The organism is Enterococcus diestrammenae (assembly GCF_049384045.1).
Classification (GTDB): domain Bacteria; phylum Bacillota; class Bacilli; order Lactobacillales; family Enterococcaceae; genus Enterococcus_C; species Enterococcus_C diestrammenae.
In genome coordinates this window covers 1-21,389 of the sequence record NZ_JBMRGR010000014.1, presented here as the reverse complement: position 1 = coordinate 21,389, position 21,389 = coordinate 1, and the positions used below count along the sequence as shown (strand labels likewise).

Annotated in this window: 19 protein-coding genes and 1 pseudogene; 5 read left to right on the top strand and 15 right to left on the bottom strand. The window is 39.3% G+C overall.

Translation table 11 applies throughout. The features are described 5' to 3' along the window. Positions 1-70 precede the first annotated feature (70 nt). The 4 genes from yicI to ACO03U_RS10190 are packed head-to-tail and all read right to left on the bottom strand — an operon-like array spanning position 71 to position 5,832. A complete protein-coding gene (yicI, locus tag ACO03U_RS10205) occupies positions 71-2,389 on the bottom strand; it encodes an alpha-xylosidase (RefSeq protein ID WP_204687251.1) in 2,319 nt (772 codons plus the stop codon). A 29-nt stretch (positions 2,390-2,418) separates the two neighbouring features. Continuing rightward, positions 2,419-3,246, bottom strand: coding sequence for a sugar ABC transporter permease (locus ACO03U_RS10200; protein ID WP_204687250.1), 828 nt, complete (start codon positions 3,244-3,246; stop codon positions 2,419-2,421). Continuing rightward, the gene (locus ACO03U_RS10195) at positions 3,247-4,584 is read right to left on the bottom strand and encodes a carbohydrate ABC transporter permease (RefSeq protein WP_204687249.1); all 1,338 of its coding nucleotides are present in this window, start codon (positions 4,582-4,584) and stop codon (positions 3,247-3,249) included. An 18-nt stretch (positions 4,585-4,602) separates the two neighbouring features. After that, positions 4,603-5,832, bottom strand: a complete 1,230-nt coding sequence (locus ACO03U_RS10190) for an extracellular solute-binding protein (protein WP_204687248.1) — start codon at positions 5,830-5,832, stop codon at positions 4,603-4,605. Between the two features lie 181 nt (positions 5,833-6,013). Between ACO03U_RS10190 and ACO03U_RS10185 the strand changes: the two genes are divergently transcribed. Together ACO03U_RS10185 and ACO03U_RS10180 are read left to right on the top strand one after the other, a co-directional pair. Further along, a complete protein-coding gene (locus tag ACO03U_RS10185; RefSeq protein ID WP_204687247.1) occupies positions 6,014-6,907 on the top strand; it encodes a helix-turn-helix transcriptional regulator in 894 nt (297 codons plus the stop codon). An 83-nt stretch (positions 6,908-6,990) separates the two neighbouring features. Then, complete coding sequence (locus ACO03U_RS10180) at positions 6,991-8,988, top strand: glycoside hydrolase family 31 protein (RefSeq protein WP_204687246.1); 1,998 nt, start codon at positions 6,991-6,993, stop codon at positions 8,986-8,988. Positions 8,989-9,723: 735 nt separating this feature from the next. On the opposite strand, the gene ACO03U_RS10175 is transcribed toward ACO03U_RS10180, so the two are convergent. From ACO03U_RS10175 to ACO03U_RS10135, 9 genes are all read right to left on the bottom strand, one after another. After that, positions 9,724-10,041, bottom strand: a complete 318-nt coding sequence (locus ACO03U_RS10175) for a hypothetical protein (protein ID WP_204687245.1) — start codon at positions 10,039-10,041, stop codon at positions 9,724-9,726. A gap of 16 nt (positions 10,042-10,057) precedes the next feature. Further along, positions 10,058-10,648: a TMEM175 family protein gene (locus ACO03U_RS10170; RefSeq protein WP_161869023.1), complete on the bottom strand. Its 591-nt coding sequence runs from the start codon at positions 10,646-10,648 to the stop codon at positions 10,058-10,060. Positions 10,649-10,687: 39 nt separating this feature from the next. After that, on the bottom strand, positions 10,688-11,200 hold the full coding sequence (locus ACO03U_RS10165) for a GNAT family N-acetyltransferase (RefSeq protein WP_204687244.1): 513 nt from the start codon (positions 11,198-11,200) through the stop codon (positions 10,688-10,690). Continuing rightward, positions 11,187-11,426: a hypothetical protein gene (locus ACO03U_RS10160; RefSeq protein ID WP_161869025.1), complete on the bottom strand. Its 240-nt coding sequence runs from the start codon at positions 11,424-11,426 to the stop codon at positions 11,187-11,189. Before ACO03U_RS10160 ends, ACO03U_RS10165 begins: the two co-directional genes overlap by 14 nt. A gap of 232 nt (positions 11,427-11,658) precedes the next feature. After that, positions 11,659-12,357: a PepSY domain-containing protein gene (locus ACO03U_RS10155; protein ID WP_204687243.1), complete on the bottom strand. Its 699-nt coding sequence runs from the start codon at positions 12,355-12,357 to the stop codon at positions 11,659-11,661. A gap of 31 nt (positions 12,358-12,388) precedes the next feature. Next, positions 12,389-13,588 (bottom strand): MFS transporter, encoded by a 1,200-nt coding sequence (locus ACO03U_RS10150; protein WP_204687242.1) that lies wholly within the window; start codon positions 13,586-13,588, stop codon positions 12,389-12,391. A 45-nt stretch (positions 13,589-13,633) separates the two neighbouring features. Continuing rightward, complete coding sequence (locus ACO03U_RS10145; protein ID WP_204687241.1) at positions 13,634-14,413, bottom strand: sulfite exporter TauE/SafE family protein; 780 nt, start codon at positions 14,411-14,413, stop codon at positions 13,634-13,636. A 132-nt stretch (positions 14,414-14,545) separates the two neighbouring features. Continuing rightward, positions 14,546-14,836, bottom strand: coding sequence for a hypothetical protein (locus ACO03U_RS10140; RefSeq protein ID WP_204687240.1), 291 nt, complete (start codon positions 14,834-14,836; stop codon positions 14,546-14,548). Positions 14,837-14,861: 25 nt separating this feature from the next. After that, entirely contained in the window at positions 14,862-15,377 is a 516-nt protein-coding gene (locus tag ACO03U_RS10135; protein ID WP_161869030.1) for a MarR family winged helix-turn-helix transcriptional regulator, read from the bottom strand. Positions 15,378-15,575: 198 nt separating this feature from the next. On the opposite strand from ACO03U_RS10135, the gene ACO03U_RS10130 reads away from it, so the two are divergent. Beyond that, on the top strand, positions 15,576-17,438 hold the full coding sequence (locus ACO03U_RS10130; protein WP_204687239.1) for an ABC transporter ATP-binding protein: 1,863 nt from the start codon (positions 15,576-15,578) through the stop codon (positions 17,436-17,438). Positions 17,439-17,677: 239 nt separating this feature from the next. Continuing rightward, a pseudogene (locus ACO03U_RS10125) lies at positions 17,678-17,761 on the top strand (IS6 family transposase); the annotation flags it as partial. A gap of 143 nt (positions 17,762-17,904) precedes the next feature. Here ACO03U_RS10125 and ACO03U_RS10120 read toward each other — a convergent pair. Next, complete coding sequence (locus ACO03U_RS10120) at positions 17,905-18,456, bottom strand: tyrosine-type recombinase/integrase (RefSeq protein ID WP_003680030.1); 552 nt, start codon at positions 18,454-18,456, stop codon at positions 17,905-17,907. 292 nt (positions 18,457-18,748) lie between these two features. Continuing rightward, complete coding sequence (locus tag ACO03U_RS10115; protein WP_003680028.1) at positions 18,749-20,668, bottom strand: heavy metal translocating P-type ATPase; 1,920 nt, start codon at positions 20,666-20,668, stop codon at positions 18,749-18,751. A 253-nt stretch (positions 20,669-20,921) separates the two neighbouring features. Here ACO03U_RS10115 and ACO03U_RS10110 point away from each other — a divergent pair, with 253 nt between their 5' ends. Next, a complete protein-coding gene (locus ACO03U_RS10110) occupies positions 20,922-21,242 on the top strand; it encodes an ArsR/SmtB family transcription factor (RefSeq protein WP_086270979.1) in 321 nt (106 codons plus the stop codon). The last annotated feature ends 147 nt before the right edge of the window (positions 21,243-21,389 follow it).

Sequence of the window (21,389 nt, the reverse complement as noted above, 5' to 3'; positions counted from 1 at the left end):
GCTCTCTGTTCCATATCTAGAGAGTCTTGTCATTTTTGGTTTGCGATAGTCTTTCATCAATATTGATAGACTATTTTTTAATAATAATCCGTGTTACTTCAGAACTTATTTCAAATTTTCCGGCCTCATAATTTTCTATTGTTTTTTCAGATTGGCTTCGAGGGTTGCTTCTATCAATAAGGATTTCAGTTTGCTCAATCCCTTCGATTTTTACTTTATATTTTTCTCCTAACCACTCGAAATAAATATCAGCTTTTATATTTCCATTATGATCGTAAACTACTTGATGCAGTTCTTTTTCCAACTCAGGTTCGAATATTCGAATTGTAACATTATCTGCATAATCATAAACAGCTTGATTATCAACGCATCCTTCAACGATAATACTGTTTGGCCTTGCTAATAGAGGGAGATGGAAATAATCATATGCTTCAGAATACCACTTACCTCCATTATATTTTTTACCAGTCAGATAGTCTGTCCAAATTCCAGAGTTAGTTTCAGGAACATAAAAACTGACATTCCCCTCTTCATTGAAAATTGGTGCGACTAGTAGGTTACTACCCAGCATATACTGCCGATCTAACGTATGCGTACCTAGGTCTTCAGGAAATTCTAAAAACATCGCCCGCATCATTGGAATTCCGGCTTGTGAAGTATAGACTGATTCAGCTTGGAGATAGGGCATTAACCGCATTTTTAGTTTCGTAAATACCCTCGCAACATCTACCGCTTCTTCTCCATATTGCCATGGAACCTTATATTCCCAACTGCCATGATACCTGCTATGAGAAGACAGCAACCCAAACTGGGTCCACCGTTTATATAAATCAGGATTAGCGCCTGCCTCAAATCCTGATATGTCATGGCTCCAATACCCAAAGCCACCTAACCCAAAGGATAATCCAGCTCGCAAAGATTCTGCCATAGATGGGTAATCTGAAGTACTATCTCCACCCCAATGAACGGGCATTTGTTGAGAACCTACTGTCGCGGAACGAGCAAATACAACAGCTTCTTCTTTACCCTTTTCTTGCACCAACAAATCATATACCACCTTATTGTACAAGTAGGAATAATAGTTATGCATTTTCTCTGGATTTGAGCCATCATGATAAACAACATTTACTGGGATTCGTTCACCAAAATCTGTTTTAAAACAATCCACACCCATATCTAATAATTTTTTCAAATATGATTGATACCATGTAACAGCTTTCGGATTAGTAAAATCTACTACAGCCATTCCAGCTTGCCATCTATCCCATTGCCAAACATCACCATTCTCTTTCTTTAAGAAGTAACCATTTTTCATTCCTTCATCAAAAAGTGGTGATTTTTGCCCAATATATGGATTAATCCAAACACATATTTTCAAGCCTTTTTTCTTCAATCTGCGTAACATTGCAACCGGTTCCGGGAAAGTTCGTTCATCCCATTCAAAATTACACCATTCATATTCTTTCATCCACAAACAGTCAAAATGAAAAACTTCCAGCGGAATATCTCTTTCTAGCATACCATCAACAAAAGATGTTACTGTTTCTTCATCATAATTAGTTAAGAAAGAAGTGCTTAACCATAAGCCAAATGACCACGCAGGCGGCAAAGAAGGTTTTCCTGTCAAATCCGTATACCGCTCAATAACCTCTTTAGCGTTAGCACCACCTATGACATAGTATTCTAATGCTTGCCCAGGTACACTAAACTGCACTTTAGATACTTTTTCACTGCCTACTTCAAAACTAACTTGACTCGGTGAATTTACAAAAACGCCATATCCCTTATTGCTCAGGTAAAAAGGAATATTTTTATAGGCTTGTTCCGTACCAGTACCACCATCAGCATTCCATATATCAACCGTTTGACCATTTTTAACAAAATTTGTAAAACGTTCGCCTAGCCCATAAATATTTTCACCGACATCAATACTTAATTGATCACTTACGTGCGTAATTTTTTCTGGATCTATAACTAAGGCTTTACTTTTAGGGAAGTTTTGGGTGATTAGATTTCCCTGGTAATAGAACTTACAATTTAATTCTTTTCCTTTTGAAATAACTACTTCAAGATTTCCAGAACTAAATCTGTACTCCTCCTGATTGTCACTAATTTTAGGAGTAATTTCTGTTGTATACAGTTTAAAATTAGGAGCCTTCTCTTGAGTACCTTTATAATTGTATAATTTTATACCAACAATATTCTCCCGTGGAGTAAATACTTCCATAGTGAGTAAACCACCATCTAATGTTGCTCCCTTATGAGAAACATAACTATACGGAAGATAAAAAATCAACTTATCTTCTTCGGCTTTTACATCATATACGTGTACTGCATACTTTACTTCATATTCTGGCCTAATCAGCCAGCCACCATCACTATACTTCATTTATGCACGCTTCTTTCATTTTTATTAATTTAACCTTTAACAGCTCCACCGGTGATACCCTCAACATAATATTTTTGTAGTTTCATAAATAGAAGGGTTATTGGTATAGCTATCAAGACGCACCCTGCAGCAAAGGACATATAATTTGAATTTGCACTCGAACGAGTCATCATCGAGAAAAGACCAATTGCGACAGTATATTTCTCCACATTATCCCCCATTATTACTTTTGCAAAAATAAAATCCATCCAAGGAGCGATAAAAGCCATTAGCATCGTGTAAACAATAATTGGTTTAGATAACGGTATAGTTATATGAATAAAAATATCAAATTTTGTAGCACCGTCAATCATAGCCGATTCATCTAATGAACGCGGAATCGTATCAAAGAATCCTTTAGCAATATAGAAACCGAGGGCTGCTCCGGATGAATAAACTAAAATCAATGCAAATAAACTTTGAGTTAAGTTCATTGCTTTTAAAATATAATAAACGGCAATCATACTCATAAATCCAGGGAACATATTTAGTACGAGTGCTATTTTTAATATTTTTTTCCGAAATCGAAAACGTAGTCTTGATAACGTATATGCCATTGCTATAGTAATAATAGTGCTCAAGATACATGAAATTACTGAAACAAACAAAGTGTTGAAAAACCACGTTGCAAATGGATAATTATCATTTTGAAACAAGTTTTGATAATTACTCAAGGTAAAACTTTTGGGAACAATGTATGAAACAAATCGTCCCCCTTCTGAACGAAATGAAGTTAGAACGATCCAAGCAATTGGAAAAAGCCAAATCAACGCAATTATCGTTAATAACGTCTGATCAAGAAAGTTCTTTTTTTTCATTTATAACTCCCCCTCAAATTTAAACGCATTTGATCTCGTGTATAAAATTAATGAAAAAATCGCGCTAAAGACGAACGTTAAAATACCAATTACAGAAGCCAAATTATAATCTGATTTCTCAACGGTTAACTTATATAACCATGTCACTAACAAATCGGTACTTCCCGCTCCATAATAATTACTGTTAGCAGGACCGCCAGCAGTCAAAAGATAAATCACATTAAAATTATTAATATTCCCAATGAACTGTTGAATTAAATTGGGTGTCATTACAAATATTATTTGGGGTAAAGTTATCTTTTGAAAGATTTGAAACGAAGTAGCGCCATCAATTTTTGCTGCTTCAATCTGATCTTGAGGTAAATTCATAATTACGCCAGTAGATATTAGCATATACACTGGTATCCCAATCCACATATTAATAAAGATAACGAAGATTTTCGCTATTAATGGATCCGTCAAAAATGGAATAGGATTCTGAATTATCCCTAAACTTAGTAGACCTTCATTAATAGGACCAGATGAATGAAATAGATTACTCATAATTAGTAATGAAACAAATTGCGGAACTGCGATAGTCAATACAAATATGCCACGATAAAACTTTTTCCCTTGGATAGTTTTCTTTTGAATAAACATCGCTAGTAAAATTCCAAAGATAAAACAAGTTATCGTTGCACAAGTAGCCCAAATAATTGTCCAAACTAAAACTGGTAGAAATGTTTCCGACATTCTTCCTGTTAAAACATTTCCAAAATTACTAAATCCTACCCAAGAAAATAAGTTCTTAGGTGGCAAGTGGGTATGATCAAAACTTGTGAAGGCGATAGTAATCATATAAATCAAAGGTGTTACTGTAAAAAGGATAACGGCTAAACTAGGAATACTAAGTAATGTTAGATGAAAGCGCTCATCTAATAGACTTTTTAACTCATCTCTAAAAGTTGGTATTGGCTTATTTTCTTCCTTTAATTGAACCAAATGCTTTAAACTAGAAACGTAGCTTCTATAGAGAAAGGCAAAGACAACGACAACTATTAGCGCAACTAATCCATAGATTAATATCAACATCGAATTGTCTCCGGCAACAAGAACTTCAATCCCTAATGACTCATCCATCTCCCATCCTTGCTGGCGAGTTCCTAAATGTTGTAATCCCAGAATATTTTGAACTCCAGATGTACCTAAGAAAAACAGAAATAAACACTCTAAACCTAAAAATAATAATCCTTTGACAACTTGACGATTCATAATATGAAAGATTCCCATAATTGGGAATCCTAAAACATATAAAGCCTTATTTTTATCTTTATGTTGTATCATCTTCGCATCTACCATCTTTATTCACACCCAGTCTTATTTAGAAATATCAACTACAAACTGATCTAATTTAGCTTGAACATCATCTTTAGCAATTTTTCCTGAATAGGCATCATTAATTAGAGGACTACATTGCGAGAAAAATGTAGATACTTCTGGAATCTTAGGCATAACAACAGAATGATCTTCTTGAGACATAATCGACACGGCTTTTGCTACAGGATCATTTTTAACAGCATCCGATTCTTGAACTTTTTGATTGCTAGGAATAATCCCTGTTAATTCAAAACGCTTCAGCTGATTTTCTTCGTTAACCAAGAAATTTGAAAGTTCCATCGCATCAACAGGAGCTTTCGTGCTAGAGTTTACTACAAAAAGCTTTACACCTTGAAATGCATACATCTGTTTTGAACCACTTCCAAAGTCAGCAGTTGGGTACGGTACTACCCCTAAATCATCGCCCATACCTTTTAAATCCTTTTTGTTCCATGGACCACCAATTGCTGCTGCAATTTTTCCATCCAACATACTACTAACCATGTCATCTTTTACATGAACAACATTAGGATTATTTTTTAAATCAATAATCCAATTTAGCGTTTCAACTCCGTTAGCATCATTAAACGTTGTTCCCTCTGGATCTTCTCCAGTTTCTCCATACAACAAAGAACCATTTCCTACAAAGAAGGGTGCTACTTGATAATCAGAAACTGACTCTGCCAAATTAATACCAATCTTTGCTTTATCGGTAATTTTTTCGAAAGATGTCAAGTCTTCTTCAGATAACATAGACCGATTATAATAAAGGACACAAGTTTCCACTCCATATGGATAGCCATATAACTCATCTTGATAAGTAGCACCCTCCATTGATGCTGGAGTCATCTCTTCTTCAAGCACATCGGCAAACTTGGTATTTTTATAAATTGATCCGGACTCTACTAATTGACCTAAATGATCATGTGGAATCATAAAAATATCAGCTGCTGCTTCAGGATCATTCTTAACATTCTCACTTGCTTTCATTGAATCCGATACAACAACTTCAACATCGTAGTCTTTTTCACTATGTTCCTCTTTAAATGCTTCTACCATCTCTTTTGTCTGTGCTACTGATTCTTCATCAACCCAAACTTTTAATGTTACCGTTTTCTCTTTTGAGTCGTTACTGTCATCCGATACCTTTTGAGGCTGTCCACTACCACAACCAGTAGTAATAACTAGCAAAGCTAAACTTAAAACACTAATTGATAACCATTTTTTCATAACTTCCTCCAGTCTTGAAACACTTACGTCTATCTTTTATACTAAAAAAGCACAAAATGTTTTTATAAGCGTTTCCATTTTTGGTTTTTTAATTTATACTCCTTAAGTATAGTGGCAATAAATCGTTTAGCATTTAAAATAATGTCTATATTATATTAAAATCATGTCGCAGGAGAGATGTATGAAAATTAATAATACCAATTCACTTAATACTAAAGAAGCTGTCCAACACGGCACAGCTGATTTTAAATTACAGCTATATCACAATATCGATCATGTTGATAATGGTCTTATTTTTTATAGCCACTGGCATGAGGAAGCCGAAATTCTTTACATTCTAGATGGAGAGATGGAAATAGTAGTTGATAGTATTTCCCTTTTTGTCAAAAAAGGGACTTTCGTTCTAATCCCTCCTAATTTATTACATGGAGCATTTCAGATTTACGGACAACATTGTCATTTTTCATCAATTGTCTTTCATTCCGATTTTATTGACAGTAAAAGCCAAGATCGAATTCAAAAATCACAATTAACTCCTTTTCTAGACAATACATTTCTATCATCTTACATACTAAGCCCTTTTGATTACAACAGTGAAAAAATGAAATCCATTTTCAATGACTTCCATTCCTGTTATTGTGAAGTACACCCTTTTAGAGAACTACTACTTAAAGGATATTTGCTCCAAATGCTTTTTTACTTACTGCAAAAAGAAAAAAAATACGAAATTAAATCTGCAAACATTCACCTACAAGAAAATAGAAAGAAAACGATCCTTAAATACATTGAGGAAAATTATAAAAATCAAATCTCACTGCAAGACTTGTCGCAATCTGTTTCCCTCAGTAAAGAACAATTTTGCCGTTTTTTTAAACATTCATTTAGAACTTCACCTATTCAATATTTAAATCAATATCGAATTAATCGAGCGTGTTTATTACTTGGGAGTACTAATCTATCAGTTATCGATATTGCACTTGAGGTCGGATTTGATAGTAGTAATTATTTCTCTATTGCATTTAAAAAAGCTATTGGTATGACCCCATCTCAATTCAGAAAAACGACACAAAAATAATATCTTTTTGACAGGATTTCAGAGGTTCTCTCTCCTTAATAGACATATACTAACCATATTGAATATTATTTAGGAGGAAGAGAATGAAATTCTTTGTACATGAAAAAGACTATCTAGAATATCACAATGCAGGCGAAACATTACGAATTATTCCTTGGGGAGAAAATAGTTTACGGGTAATTTCTGTTCCAAATGGACCACTTGATTTAAGTTCAAGTGCATTACATGATGTTTCTAACTCAACTGCGACAATTGCCATAGAAGATGAAATTGCAAAAATTACAAATGGAAAAATTTCAGCCACAATTGATACTAGAGGTTGGAATAGCGCTGCCGTAGTTAGATTCTATAATGATAAAGATGAACTTATCCTTCAAGAAATTGATGGTGGTGGGGCCTTAGTTCGCAAAGCACGTGCCTTCAAACCACATATCGGCGGAGATTTTAAGCTCAAAATGAGCTTTGTCAGTGATCCTGAAGAAAAAATTTTTGGTATGGGACAGTACCAACAAAGCATTCTTGACTTAAAAGGATGTACAATGGAATTAGCACATCGTAATTCTCAAGCTTCTATCCCGTTTTATCTCTCAAGCAAAGGATATGGATTCTTCTGGCATAATCCAGCTGTCGGAAATGTTGTCTTTGGTAAAAATCAAACAGAATGGTTAGCTGAAAGTACAACAAAACTAGACTACTGGATTACTGTCGGTGATACTCCAGCTGAGATCGAAACCCAATACAGTATGGTTACTGGTCGCGCTCCGATGATGCCTGAGTATGGCTTAGGATTTTGGCAATGTAAATTAAGGTACTACAGTCAACAAGAAGTTCTTGAAGTAGCCAGAAAGTATTATGAAGAACAAATACCTGTTGATGTCTTTGTTATTGATTATTATCACTGGCCTCGTTGTGGTGATTTTCGTTTTGATGAATCACTCTTTCCAGATCCCAAAGCAATGGTGGATGAATTGCGTTCTTACGGAATGGAAATAATGGTTTCTGTCTGGCCTCAGATTGATTGGCGAAGTGAAAACTTTGAAGAAATGCGCCAACTTGGATTATTAGTTCAAACAGAGCATGGTTTAAATGTGCAAATGTCGTTCCAAGGAAATAACGTTTTTTATGATGCAACCAATCCTAAAGCAAGGGAATATGTCTGGGAAAAATGCAAAAAAAACTATGGTAAATATGGAATCAAACTATTCTGGTTAGATGAAGCAGAACCAGAATTTAGCACATATGATTTTGATAATTATCGATATTTCAAAGGTAGTGTGTTACAACAAGGTAATATTTATCCAAGAGAATATGCAAAAGGGTTCTTTGATGGTCAACAAGCTAGTGGTCAAAATGATATTGTTAACCTCGTTCGCTGTGCTTGGGCAGGTAGTCAACAGTATGGCGCTCTAATTTGGTCTGGCGATATCCAGTCGACTTATCAAGCGTTTCGTGATCAAATAGTAGCAGGATTGCAAATGGGAATCTCAGGAATTCCTTGGTGGACAACTGATATTGGTGGTTTTCATGGAGGAAATATTCATGATGCTAATTTCCAAGAGTTACTCATACGATGGTTCCAATTTGGAACTTTCTGCCCTGTAATGCGTCTTCATGGCAATCGCCTTCCGCGAAAACCAATTTATAAACAAGATGGGGAAGAAACAGAAGGAACTGGTGCTGATAATGAAATTTGGAGTTACGGAGAAGATAATTATCAGATCATGAAGAAGTTTATTAATATCCGTGAAGCAATGAGAGATTATACGCGAGAACTGATGAGACAAGCTCATGAGACTGGCGCTCCTGTAATGCGACCAATGTTTTATGATTTCCCTAAAGATATGCACACTTGGGACTTGAATACACAATATATGTATGGACCAGACATTTTGGTTGCCCCAATTACAGAACCTGGGCAGAATGAAAGAGAGGTCTATCTTCCAGAAGGAAACCAATGGACTTGCGCATCAAATGGAGAAATTTTTGAAGGTGGTCAATTTGTGAATGTTTCTGCAGAGATTGATTCATTACCAATTTTCCTTAAAGATCAGAAACAAAGCTATCTCGTTCATATGATTTAAAAGGGTGGAGGAGAAGTATTCCTCCCCTTCCCAATGCACCCACCGTACGTATGAGTCTCGTATATAATACTACATCTGTATTCTTCACAATTTACTCAGATAATATTTTTAAAGGATTGACCAAACCCGGTCGATCCTTTTTCTTTGTAGTCGACCAATACTAAAGTATCTATCCTTGACTGCCACCTTCGTTTAAACTTGAGATTGTCCACATTCACCTTCAAGACCCACGTAATCCATTGCCTGAGAAAAACTAAGCACAACAAAACTAGCCCTACACCTGAAACGTAGTGACTGTTCTGAACTCTTTGACCTATAACGGTGGTAACCGACTCAGATCTAGTTAAATACCTGACGTTCCCTTTTGAGCGGATACCTAACCTAGATACTGGCACTTTAAGTGAAGAAGCTTTGGAATAGCTTCCAACTTGGATGACAGAGGTTCAGAATCGTTGCTGACTGACACATAAAAACACCAAATAGCTTGAATCCATTATAGGATTTAGGCTATTTGGTATGTAAGTACTATGGTCTTTCCCACACCTCATTATCGCTGATTATGGCTTACGGTTCGCTATGCTGGCCGTAAACACCTACGACTGGACTTTCACCAGCTAGATAAGCACCCCTGCTGCTAACACACCAAAAAAGGTAACAAATGACTACGTAAATACACGACTATTTACTACCTTTTTCAATTTATTTAAAGAACAACTATTCAATCAGACATACAAGCTATTCTTCCTCTTGATTTCCAATGGAAAAACCGTCAAAGCTTTCCCCGTCATAATACTTCAACAAATCATCAAAAGATAACAACGAAGACGTCATTTCTTCTTTTTCCTGTTCCTCTTGTTGGGCAGCTAGTTGCTCTTGGGCGTATTCCTGATAAGCTTCCAATAACGACCGGTAAAGCTCCTGCACCGAATGGCCGGAGCCGGCTAAAAAAGGCAGCTCCCGGATAAACCCTCGATACACAGGGACATTGCCTTCAACTTCTAATGGCATTTCCACTACATTTAAATGTAGTGCCTCAAATTGCTGATTATACATCGTTTTCCTCATTCCTTCAGTCTTTGCCACCGTAATGGAGCCAGGTTTCAATGCGCTTTTCCGGGATGACCCACATCAACAACATCAACCCATTGACCACTAACACCGCCACCGGATGAATCAGCCACCCTAAAAGTAAAGCGAGAACATTCAAAATTAAGGTACGATACATTTTCCGATAGCGATGGAACAAATGTCCGACTGGCGACTGTGTACCATTGACTTTCACCAGAGCAAAGCCTAGTAATAAATAACTAATATCCGCTCCTAAAATAACAAGACCATACAACAATTGTGGAGCGAGGGACACTGGATAGTCCATCACCCAATCCGTAGCAAAGGGAAACAAACTCATCATCAAAATAAACAGATTGTTGGCCCATAGCACTCGGCCATCGACTTTTTTGACAATATTAAAAAGGTGATGGTGGTTGTTCCAATACACTGCTAATGAAGCAAAACTGATCAAGTAAATAAAAAACTGATGCCCCGTCCCTTCAAAGGCGCGCCACGTATCACCATGGGGTTCCCGTAAATCCAAAACCAACAATGTCAGTACGATGGCAATCACGGCATCCGTAAATGCCTCAATTCGTGTTTTCGGCATCTTCCTCACTGTCCTTTTCTATCATAACGTTGGTTTATCCTAGTCTATCTTAAGACTACCCGTGACCTCTTTCAAAGCATCGGGTACCAACTCCATCCCGAGGATAAACTCATCTGGTATTTCTGAATCGTTGGTGATACCTAGCTCTGAAGCATGACGAAAGCCATATTGTTTGTAGTAATTGGGATCTCCTACCAAAAAGACGGCGTCATGGGATAAGGCAACTGCTCTTTCAAAGACTGCCGTCATCAGCTGTCCCCCGATACCTTGATTGCGATAGTCAAACGCCACACACAAAGGGGCCAATAATAAAGCTGCTCGTTGGCCACTTGCGGTGTGAATGACTTGCTTAGTCAACATCACATGCCCCACCAATACGCCCTCAACTTCTGCTACTAGCTCCAATTCAGGAAGATAGTTGTCACTTTTTCTCAAGTTTTCCACGAAGTCTTGCTCCGTCCCATCTGATACTCGCGCCGTTTTAAACGCAGTCTCCACCAATTGATAAATTGCTGGATAGTCCGCCATGGTGGCTTGTCTAATAGTGGTCATCCCCATGCTCTTCCTCTCTCGTTGCGCCTTCATCCATGATCTTATCCAACACCTCTTGTAGGATATCTTCTTTGGTCAACGGTTTGATGGCTTTTGCTAGAAGCTCTTCGTCTACTTGCAAGATGGTGTCCTCCGCCAAATGATTATCGGCGATGAATTCTTCCGATAGTGGCAATAAAATACGATTATCCACTTTCATTAAGCGACGTTTGCGTTTTTTATTCATACTTCCCCACCTTCTCGCGATTGTTTTCGCCAAAGCAAACGGTTTGTTTCTTTGACTGCTTTTCTCCAGTATAGCAAATTTCGATAAAATTCGTTTGTTTCGTCCTTTAGGATCAGAAAACCGGAGGCTGGCTTTTCGGAGAATCTTGCGTATTGCAATAGAATGGGTAAATGCCACGCTAGACTCCTCCTGCACCAGAGTCCATCGTGGCATGTCCGTCTTTGATTACAATTTATGGTGTGGTATTTTCCACTGTTCCTGCCACATTCAAAAACTCACCTGTTTTTGCATCAATGGTAACCGACTGCCATTGACGTTGCCGGAAAAATTTCACTTCCCAGAGAATGGTACCCTCTTCTTCTTCCAATTCAATTTTGCTTAATTGGGTATCGCCAACGACTTGTTTCGCAGCCGTTTTAGCCGCTTCTTCCATGGGGATAATCTCCGTCATCGGTAGTTGCTCTGCTTGCCAGTCTGAATTGTCCTCGAGGTCGCTTTCCACGTGAACCTCGTTTGCAACTGCGTCGATGGTGACCTCATATTCCCCTTTGGCATCCTCGCCTTCAATCTCGTAAACTTTTGTCCGGCTTCCTTGAAAACTGCCATTTGCTTCCCACTGAAAATCAGTAATCACCGCATCTGGGTATTTATCTTGAAAAATAGCCAGCGCTTGTTTGAAATCAACTGCTTGCTCCAAGGAAACTAGCGGATCTGCAGCTTCTCCAGATGAAGCGCTTGTGGCTTGCTCCTTTGACGTTGTCGTCGTTTCCTGACTGCTGCTTGTTGACTCACTTTCTGTGGATTGACCAGTCGTATCCGTAACTACCGAGCGCCCACTAGAACCTACCGAATCCTCGGGTTTCCCCGGCGACTCCTTGGTACAACCAGCCAACAACAGCGCTAGAGCAATAAAACCAAATATCTTTTTCATTTTCATTCCTCCAATTCTGATATTCCACCTACTACTCACCACGAAAAACGGTTTCTGTCTGTGTTTCTGAAAGGGGAATTGCTTTTACCAATCTTTCACTGCTAATCAAAACGATTAACCCAAAAAGCAAGAGATAAAAGGGATATAAACGAATAGAAACGTATTGCACCAACGTACCAAATAGCGGTGGCATAAAGGTCGTCCCCACGTAGGCTGCCGCCATTTGAATGCCGATGACTGATTGGGAATTTTCCTTCCCAAAGTTGGCCGGAGTCGCATGGATAATCGCCGGATAAATCGGGGCCCCGCCAAATCCCAAAACAATCAATCCTGCTAAAGCAAATCCATCACTTTTCAGCGGTAAGAGAATAAATAATGTCCCAAGTAACATAATCAGTGTCCCTAAACGAATGAGTTGCCGGTCTCCCAAGCGATCGGCGATAAAGCCCGAAAGAAAACGCCCAACGGTAATACCTAAGAAAAAGAAGGAACCAAAACGAGCAGCCGTTTCAGGATCAATCCCCCGCGCTTGTACGAGATAGGTACTGGCCCACAGACCGGTCGTTTGTTCCAAAGCACAATACGCCAAAAAGGTCAGCAGCACCAATTTGACCCCCTTCAGCCCCCAAACTTCCTTGAGACTCAGGTGGTTCGCCACAACTTCACCTGTGCCCTTTTTTTGCCTGTGAGCTTGCCACAAGGGTAGGCTGATAAACAAGATTGCCGCGAGTCCCAGCTGCAAAACAGCCACCGCCCGATAGCCCCCTTGCCAGTTGTGCTGATTGGTCAAATAAAAACCCATGATGTAGGGACTAATCGCCGCCCCTACGCCCCAGCAACAGTGGAGCCAACTCATCTGCCGTGAAGAATAGTGCAACGCCACATACAGATTCAATGCTGCATCGACTGCGCCAGCCCCGAGACCATAGGGAATCGCCCAGAGACACAAGAGCCAAAAAGAGCCGCTTAGAGAAAAGCCCACTAGCGCAACCGCAGTCAGTAACACGCTGATTGCCGTCACTAGCCCAGCTACAAATTTGCGAGTTAATCGGTCGGAAAACAAGCTCGAAACAATCGTCCCACCAGAAATAATCATCGTGACAATCCCGGCATAAGATACCGGTACGTCCAAGCCCCCTTGCATCACCGGCCAAGCTGAACCTAATAACGAATCCGGCAAACCGAGACTGATAAAAGCCAGATAAATAATAACCAATAAAAGTGAATACATCCTCTTCCTCGTTTCAGATACTTGATAGTTAGTGATTCAAAATACTTACCACCCCAACAAAATTCCCACGCCATTGTAGACATTGATCAGTAACACGAAAATCAATACGAATTGGTATACTAACCGCACCCGCTTAGCTGAGAGCCGTCCGCTTAAGGTTGCTCCCAAAAAACCGCCGATAATCGCCGCTGGAATGATGTAAAACAACATCGTCAAGTCATAGCGCTCAAAACCGGTGGTGGTCGCAATCGTGACAATTTTAGCCAACTGGGAACAGAGAATCGTAATAATAGAATAGACTGTTGCTTCCTTGATGGCCATCCCAAAACACAGCATCAATAAGGCGACATTGATTGGTCCACCGCCAATACCCAAAAAGCTAGCCAAGAAGCCCAACACTAAGCCCACTAGCAGATGAGCCGAAGCTGTCTTCCAACCAAAACTGTGTTGTCCTTCAGAAACGAACCAGGCAAAACCAATCGTCAGCAGCATAATCACGATTTGCACCAATTGGACAGTCGCTTCTGAGTCCAACCACAGCAAAAGCTTTTCAAATGCCAAATTTCCCATGATGCCTCCAATCACAGCCCCCGCCGAAATCAGCCCGGCGGTTCCCAATTGGATGGTCATGTTTTTTCGTTGCCGTAGTGTCGAGACGATGGACATGGTAAAGACGGCTACCGTAGAATAAAAGGTAATCGCCGCCACCGAATCCACTCCGATCGCATCAAAAATCGGCTTGATGATCACACCACCCCCCATCCCCGAAATGGCGCCGATGGTATTAGCCAAAATAATAATTATTGCATAAAGAAATCCAATCATCGTTTTCCCTCTTTTACCTGTTTCCTTCATTATACGAAACCGCTAGCAGGAAAACTACTATTGGGAAATAAAAAACCGCTTCAGGTACCTATGGGTACCTGAAACGGTTTTTTGGCGTTGATACAAGCGCGGCTAGAATCCTGAAATATACCCCAACTGGTTAAGGAGTAAGACTACCAGTATCGCCAAATTTCCAACAAAAGATAAGACAATTAACGCAAATGAAAAGGTCCAAATCCGGTACCCTCCTCGGTCATAACTTGGTCGCGAACGGCGGCCTTGATAACTAACCAAAGCCAAACTAGTTAGTAAAAATAAAACAACCTGCAATAGTATGGCAACGATTATTGAGTAAGTCGCCGAGGTCACCCCATAGTAGTTAAATAGTCCACCGATACCAGTAAGTATTGCTAAAAATACCATTTTTTATTCATCCTTCCTTTGGTTGTTAGCTATCTGCTCCAAAGACTTTCTTCTTGCCACTATCCTTATTATCTTCCCCTTGCTCCGCCAACAAGCGCTGATCCAATTTAGTCAAAATTTGAGCCAATTGCGCTTTTTCTTCGCTAGACAAGACTTCAAACACAGTAGCCCCTTGATTCCTACGTTGATCCTTCAATTGTTCAGCGATGCCTTGACCGACGGCTGTTAGAGAATAACTATTTCGGCGGCGATCAGCGGGGTCTTGGGCTTTCGTCACCAAGCCTTTTTCCTCCAAACGGCTCAAGACTTCACTCAAGGAAGCCGGGCGAATCCGCAAGCGGCTGGCTAAGTCCTTTTGGCTACTACCTCCATGACGCAATAATAACTGCAACACCCGTTCTTGCCCCGGTGCCACGCCACTGTGACTACTTTCCGCTTTTTCTGATTCCCCCCGAGCTGCTTCTGAGCGGGCCAGCCCCCGCCGGATTTGTCGATTCACCTGTTGGAAGGCATCAAATAATTGCTGCTCTTGTGTCGCCATCTTGTCGCCGCCTTTTTTCTGTACTTGTTTTCCTCAGTGTATAAAAGTTTCTTAACCTCGTCAATTAGTTAGGTACCTTTCTATTTACAAATTTAAGAAATGAGATTATAATAGATAGGTACCTAACTATTGTGGGCGTTTTTGCCTGACCAACTTTTGGAGGCTGGCTCACAAGGAAATAATAAAGGGGGAATTGCCATGGTTCGCATGCGTTTTGATCAACAATCCCAAAAGATGCCGAAATTATCCTGGCCCTTTGTCACTCGTATTTTAAGCTATTTTAAACCGTATCCTTTCCGTCTCTTGGCGGTAATCGTCTTAATTTTAACCAGTTCTGCTTTGGGACTCGTCCCACCACTTTTATTACAAAAGATGATCGATGTCGCTTTGCCGCAAGAAAACCTTAGCTTATTGGCGCTGTTTGTCGGTCTTTCTATGAGCGCGACGATTCTTTTAAACTTAATCAATGTCGGGCAAGGCTACTTAAGCACTTGGATTGCCAAGAAAATCACTTTCCGCATCAAAAATCAGATTTACGACAACTTGGCCCATATGCCGCAAAGCTTTTTTGCTGGTTTGAAAGAAGGGGAAATCCTGACTCGCCTCACCAGCGATGTCGATGGGATTCAACAAGTCTTCCAAACTACCGTCGTCAGTGCGTTGACGAGTATTTTTGTCCTCGGTACCAGTCTTGTCGCTCTTTTTAGTCTCAATCCGATCCTCGCCTTAATTAGTATGGCGACGATTCCCTTATTTATCCTGCCCACCCGCAAAGTCGGCAAACTTCGCTGGCAGATTACCTCCCAAAGCCAGCAGCAACTCAGCCGCCTCAACTCTCATGTGCAAGAAAGCCTCAGCACCGGTGGTAGCATGTTGATGAAGTTATTCACCAATGAAGACAAGGCCTACGATGAATTTGTCGATGTCAACGGCGCAGTCACTCGTCTACAAATCAAAGAAACCTTAGCTGGGCGTTGGTTCCGGATGGCTATGTCAGTCTTTACCACGATTGGGCCAATGCTTGTGTATCTAGTAGGGGGCTTTTTACTCACCAAAGATCAGATTACCATCGGGGGGATTTTGACCTTTGCCACATTGTTAGGGCGGATGTACAATCCCGTCACTCAGCTTTCCAATATTCAAGTGGACTTCATGCGTTCCTTTGCCTTGTTTGACCGGATTTTCGAATACTTGGATTTAACTCCCGAAGACTCTTATTCGCCTGTCGCAACACGAGCGCCTGAGGAAGAACCGCAGATTACCAACGGGGCCATCACCTTCCAACAAGTCAACTTCGGTTATGGTGATCAAACCACCTTGCATGACATCCAGCTCACCATCCCCGCTGGCCAAATGACCGCCATCGTCGGACCAAGTGGTGCTGGCAAGTCCACCTTAACCAACCTTTTGCCCCGACTATATACACCAGACACTGGGCTGATTACCATCGATGGGCAAGATATCAACCAACTCTCCCTCACCACTTTGCGGCAACAAATCGGCATGGTCAGTCAAGAAGCCTTTCTATTCAACACCACCATCCGAGAAAACTTGCTGTATGCCAAACCTGATGCTACGGAGGAAGAACTGGAAGCTGCCGCCAAAGCAGCCTATATCCACGACTTCATCAGCCAGCTACCCCAAGGCTACGATACGCCAGTGGGCAACCGGGGCGTCAAACTTTCTGGTGGCGAAAAGCAACGCCTCGCCATCGCCCGAGTCATCTTGAAAGACCCACAAATCTTGATTCTCGACGAAGCCACCGCAGCACTGGATGCCTTATCAGAACACTACGTTCAAAAAGCGATGGACGATTTGATGCAAGGCCGCACCGCCATCGTCATCGCCCACCGCCTCGCCACCATCGCCAATGCCGATCAGATCGTCGTGATGGACCAAGGCACCATCGCCGAACAAGGCAATCACCAAGAGCTCTTAGCAAAAGGCGGTCTCTATAGCCAACTGTATCACACCCAATTTAAACTAGCCCAAGAACAAGCCGATAGTACTGAGCTAGAAACTGCTTTAAGTGCCGGAGTAACCCCAGAATTTGCGGCATAAAAAATGAAAAACGATTCCCTGCTGAGCTTAGTGTGACACTCAGGGGAATCGTTTTTTTGTGGCTATGACTTCTTAGGTAAAAAATCCAGTTCAGATGAAAATCATACAAGCTACTAGGATGACTACTTTTATCAGCTTCGTTATTTTTCTTCTTGAAAAAACTGGTTCTGTTGCAAAGTTTTTCTGATAAGTTTATTTTAGGGTAAATTAGAGTAAAAGGATAGCTTGGAGGAATGAAAATGGATCATTTTAAAGGCAAACAATTTCAAAAAGATGTGATTATTGTAGCCGTTGGCTATTATCTTCGTTATAACCTCAGCTATCTTTTTCTATTATTCTACCTTATTTGATAGTAGATTTAAAACTTTGCAACAGAACCAAGATATCTATGCTATCTTAGATACTTTTTTCGTGAATTTATCCAGATATCAAAAAACAATGAATTCTTGAAAATATTGTCTTAAAGTTAGAAACCTAAACGGAAGTTCAACAATGTCTCACTGATTTCATCTTCATTGATCCCGATATAGCGTTTGGTGATTTTTTCGCTGCTGTGACCGAATATTTCCATGAGTGTAGCCACGTCTTTGGTTTTCTTGTAATAGTGGTAACCAAATGTCTTGCGCAGCGTGTGCGTGCCAATATCGTCCCGATCTAATAATGCGGCGACCTTTTGAAACATCTGATAGACCGTATTGACTTCTAAATGACCGCCTTTAGTACTGGGAAACAAATAATCTTCTGGCTTCAGGTCTTTCGTGTAGTCCTGGATCAACTCCTGCAGGCTGCTTAAATATAAAATGCGTGTTTTTCCGGTTTTTTGCTCCACAATACGTGGGTTTTTCGAGGAAATCACGTCTTTTTTCTTTAATTTCACGATATCAGACATGCGTAAACCGCTATTAATGCCGATCAAAAACAAGAAAACGTCGCGTTCGGCGTTTTTGTTGCGTCTTAAACAGAATAAAAAGTCGTTGATTTCTTGCTGCGTTCGTAATGGTTGTACATTATAACTCATTGAAATGGTCTCTCCTCTCACAAAAAAGATACATGATTTCATTCATTATACCACGAAATCGTGTATTGGACACCGGTATAAAAAAAGAACCCTATAGATATAGGATTCTCGATACACGATTTTATATAATTTCATGTGTCTTGTATTCAAGTCACGCCACAAGAGTATGGTTGACATATCATTTTGACTTTGAACATCTAGATAAATATAAATAAATAATAGAGATAAAAAATGTAGTGTAATCCTTAATTATCTCTATTACTCGATTAATTTGAAGGTGTGCAATCATTCTTTAGACTGCCCTTAGCAATCGAAGTCCATTCAAAATAACAACCAATGTACTTCCTTCATGAATAATGACACTGATGGCAATATCCGTTAAGCCCAAGAAACTAACGACAATTAAAAAAGCAACAACGGCCATTGAAAAAATAATATTCTGCCAAATAACACGGTTCATTTTCGAAGAAATATTATGAGATTGTACCAATTTTGATAAATTGTTTTGCATTAAAACTAAATCAGATACCTCTACTGCCACATCAGTCCCATCTCCCATAGCGATTCCCACATCTGCATTAACAAGAGCAGGAGCATCATTTACACCGTCTCCAACCATGGCGGTCACACCGTATTTTTCTTTTTGTTCGTCTATTATTCTGGATTTGTCTTCCGGCATGACATTTGCAATCACTTCATCTATTCCCAATTGTTTAGCAACCGCTTTTCCCGTCATTTCTGAGTCACCAGTAATTAATGTGGTGTGTATACCTTGTTTTCTGAAATACTCAATGGTTGCTTTTGCATGTTCACTTGGAATGTCCATGAGGGCAATAAGGCCTAGAACCTCTTCATCTACTGCTACGTACACGACTGTCTTACCTTCTGAAGCCCATTCATTATTTAAACGACTATACTCATCTGAAACATCATCAAACGAAGTCGGTTTTCCTATACGATAATTTCTCCCTTTGTAATCTCCTGTCAATCCTTTACCAATCTGGTTTTCTACATCAATAGTTAGTTTGTTTTTTTGCTCAAACTTTCTTAGAATAGCATCTGCTAAAGGGTGATTGGATTCTTTTTCAAGAGCTACTACGATATCAATCATGTTTTCTTCGTTCACGGAATCAGCAAAATAATAATTGGTTACTTCAGGTTTTCCTTTGGTCAAGGTGCCCGTCTTATCAAATGCAATTGCTTTAATATCGGCTAATTGAGACAGGTAAGAACTACCTTTTGAAAGGACTCCTTTTTTGGCTAAATTAGAAGTCGTCGATAGCGTTGCCGAGACAGTAGCTGCTGCTAAAGCACACGGTGAAGCTGCAACTAAAAGGACTAATCCTCTATAGACACTTTGTGACCATGTCCAATCAAGTAGAAAAGGTGCCAATAACATGAATAACGGAATGGCAATTAAAACAACTGTGACGTATTTGGGTTCAAATTTTTGGATAATACTCGCAGCTTTTGTTTGGTTATCTTGGTTCTGGTTCACTAATTGTAAAATTTTTGAAAATACTGTATCTTCGTTTTCTTTGGTGACTTTCATCGTGAAGCTACCTGTTCCATTAATTGTACTCCCGAAGACGCCATCTCCTTTGTATTTCTCTTTCGGGATACTTTCTCCATTAATAGACGACTCATCAATGGATGTAGATCCAGACAAAATGACGCCATCAATAGGTACTTGATCGCCATTCAAAACTTGAAGTTGATCTCCCACTTTTAATTCACTGACATCTACATTTTTTGTACTGCCATCAGGTAGGATTAACCGGGCAGTCGTTGGATTCATTTCGAGTAATTTCGTTATTTCTCGTTTGCTTCTTCCTTCTGCATAATCTTCCAAAAAATGTGCTCCAGAAAAAATAAGAATCAATAATGTTCCTTCCCAAAAATTCCCCATTAAAGAAGCTCCGATTGCCGCTAATCCCATTAAAATATGAGAATTAGGCATGAACTTTTTTTGGTTTTTTGAGTTCTCAATTGTTTCTCCAAGGCCTTCAAGAACAATGACATGATACCCAGCGCTGATTGTAGCGAGTGAGAACATGATGTTTTTTATGAATTGATATTCGTCACTTAAGAACAGCGCAACAATTGCCAATGCTAAACCAATAAAGTACAAAATAATTGGCATTTTCCCATGATCATGGTCATGATCGTGACTATTATTTTCGTGTGAGTGTTGCTCTTGAATCTCTTTCATTTCTATCACCCTTCTTAATAAAACTATTTTTTTGAAATCGTAACGCTTACGAATTACATATGAAATAACATTCATATGTTTATGCGTTCATTATATATTGCTCTATCTGATTTGTCAAAAAAATAGTTATCTTATTTAGTTAATAAAAAAATTGGACTATAAAACAGCTCTGCTTATGGAAAAACCTTGCTTTATAAAAATCTTGTGCTAACCTAAACATGAACGAACACACATATGAAAGAGAGGAAGTTTTATGAAATCATCATCAACTTCTCCGTTAACAAATGATTCTATCCAAGAGGTAAGTAAGATATTTAAAATGATTAGTGACCCTACACGTCTTTCAATTTTATTTCTTTTACAGAAAGAAGAACTTAGTGTTGGAGTAATTGCGCAGTCTTTAAGTATGGAACAATCAGCCATTTCTCACCAGTTAAAAACTTTAAAGACTTCAAGATTAGTAAAATCAAAAAGAGCTGGTAAAAATATGATTTATAGCCTTGACGATCTTCATATTTTTAGTATTCTTGAGCAAGTTTCAACTCATATCGAAGAACAAGAAAAAGAAAAATAAAGACAAACTACAAGGTTAAAATGATTTTACAATTCATTAGTTCAAATAAAAAAAGACAGCGAGTTAAAATCGAAGCTGCTGAAAATCTCTAAGAATTATGTTTCTAATTTTAAATGATAGACAAAAAAATAGGACTTCAATTCAATT

Excerpts from the sequence above, each read along its gene's own strand:
- yicI (WP_204687251.1), bottom strand. The coding sequence starts at position 2,389 with ATGAAGTATAGTGATGGTGGCTGGCTGATTAGGCCAGAATATGAAGTA.
- ACO03U_RS10200 (WP_204687250.1), bottom strand. The coding sequence starts at position 3,246 with ATGAAAAAAAAGAACTTTCTTGATCAGACGTTATTAACGATAATTGCG.
- ACO03U_RS10195 (WP_204687249.1), bottom strand. The coding sequence starts at position 4,584 with ATGGTAGATGCGAAGATGATACAACATAAAGATAAAAATAAGGCTTTA.
- ACO03U_RS10190 (WP_204687248.1), bottom strand. The coding sequence starts at position 5,832 with ATGAAAAAATGGTTATCAATTAGTGTTTTAAGTTTAGCTTTGCTAGTT.
- ACO03U_RS10185 (WP_204687247.1), top strand. The coding sequence starts at position 6,014 with ATGAAAATTAATAATACCAATTCACTTAATACTAAAGAAGCTGTCCAA.
- ACO03U_RS10180 (WP_204687246.1), top strand. The coding sequence starts at position 6,991 with ATGAAATTCTTTGTACATGAAAAAGACTATCTAGAATATCACAATGCA.
- ACO03U_RS10175 (WP_204687245.1), bottom strand. The coding sequence starts at position 10,041 with ATGTATAATCAGCAATTTGAGGCACTACATTTAAATGTAGTGGAAATG.
- ACO03U_RS10170 (WP_161869023.1), bottom strand. The coding sequence starts at position 10,648 with ATGCCGAAAACACGAATTGAGGCATTTACGGATGCCGTGATTGCCATC.
- ACO03U_RS10165 (WP_204687244.1), bottom strand. The coding sequence starts at position 11,200 with ATGACCACTATTAGACAAGCCACCATGGCGGACTATCCAGCAATTTAT.
- ACO03U_RS10160 (WP_161869025.1), bottom strand. The coding sequence starts at position 11,426 with ATGAATAAAAAACGCAAACGTCGCTTAATGAAAGTGGATAATCGTATT.
- ACO03U_RS10155 (WP_204687243.1), bottom strand. The coding sequence starts at position 12,357 with ATGAAAAAGATATTTGGTTTTATTGCTCTAGCGCTGTTGTTGGCTGGT.
- ACO03U_RS10150 (WP_204687242.1), bottom strand. The coding sequence starts at position 13,588 with ATGTATTCACTTTTATTGGTTATTATTTATCTGGCTTTTATCAGTCTC.
- ACO03U_RS10145 (WP_204687241.1), bottom strand. The coding sequence starts at position 14,413 with ATGATTGGATTTCTTTATGCAATAATTATTATTTTGGCTAATACCATC.
- ACO03U_RS10140 (WP_204687240.1), bottom strand. The coding sequence starts at position 14,836 with ATGGTATTTTTAGCAATACTTACTGGTATCGGTGGACTATTTAACTAC.
- ACO03U_RS10135 (WP_161869030.1), bottom strand. The coding sequence starts at position 15,377 with ATGGCGACACAAGAGCAGCAATTATTTGATGCCTTCCAACAGGTGAAT.
- ACO03U_RS10130 (WP_204687239.1), top strand. The coding sequence starts at position 15,576 with ATGGTTCGCATGCGTTTTGATCAACAATCCCAAAAGATGCCGAAATTA.
- ACO03U_RS10120 (WP_003680030.1), bottom strand. The coding sequence starts at position 18,456 with ATGAGTTATAATGTACAACCATTACGAACGCAGCAAGAAATCAACGAC.
- ACO03U_RS10115 (WP_003680028.1), bottom strand. The coding sequence starts at position 20,668 with ATGAAAGAGATTCAAGAGCAACACTCACACGAAAATAATAGTCACGAT.
- ACO03U_RS10110 (WP_086270979.1), top strand. The coding sequence starts at position 20,922 with ATGAAATCATCATCAACTTCTCCGTTAACAAATGATTCTATCCAAGAG.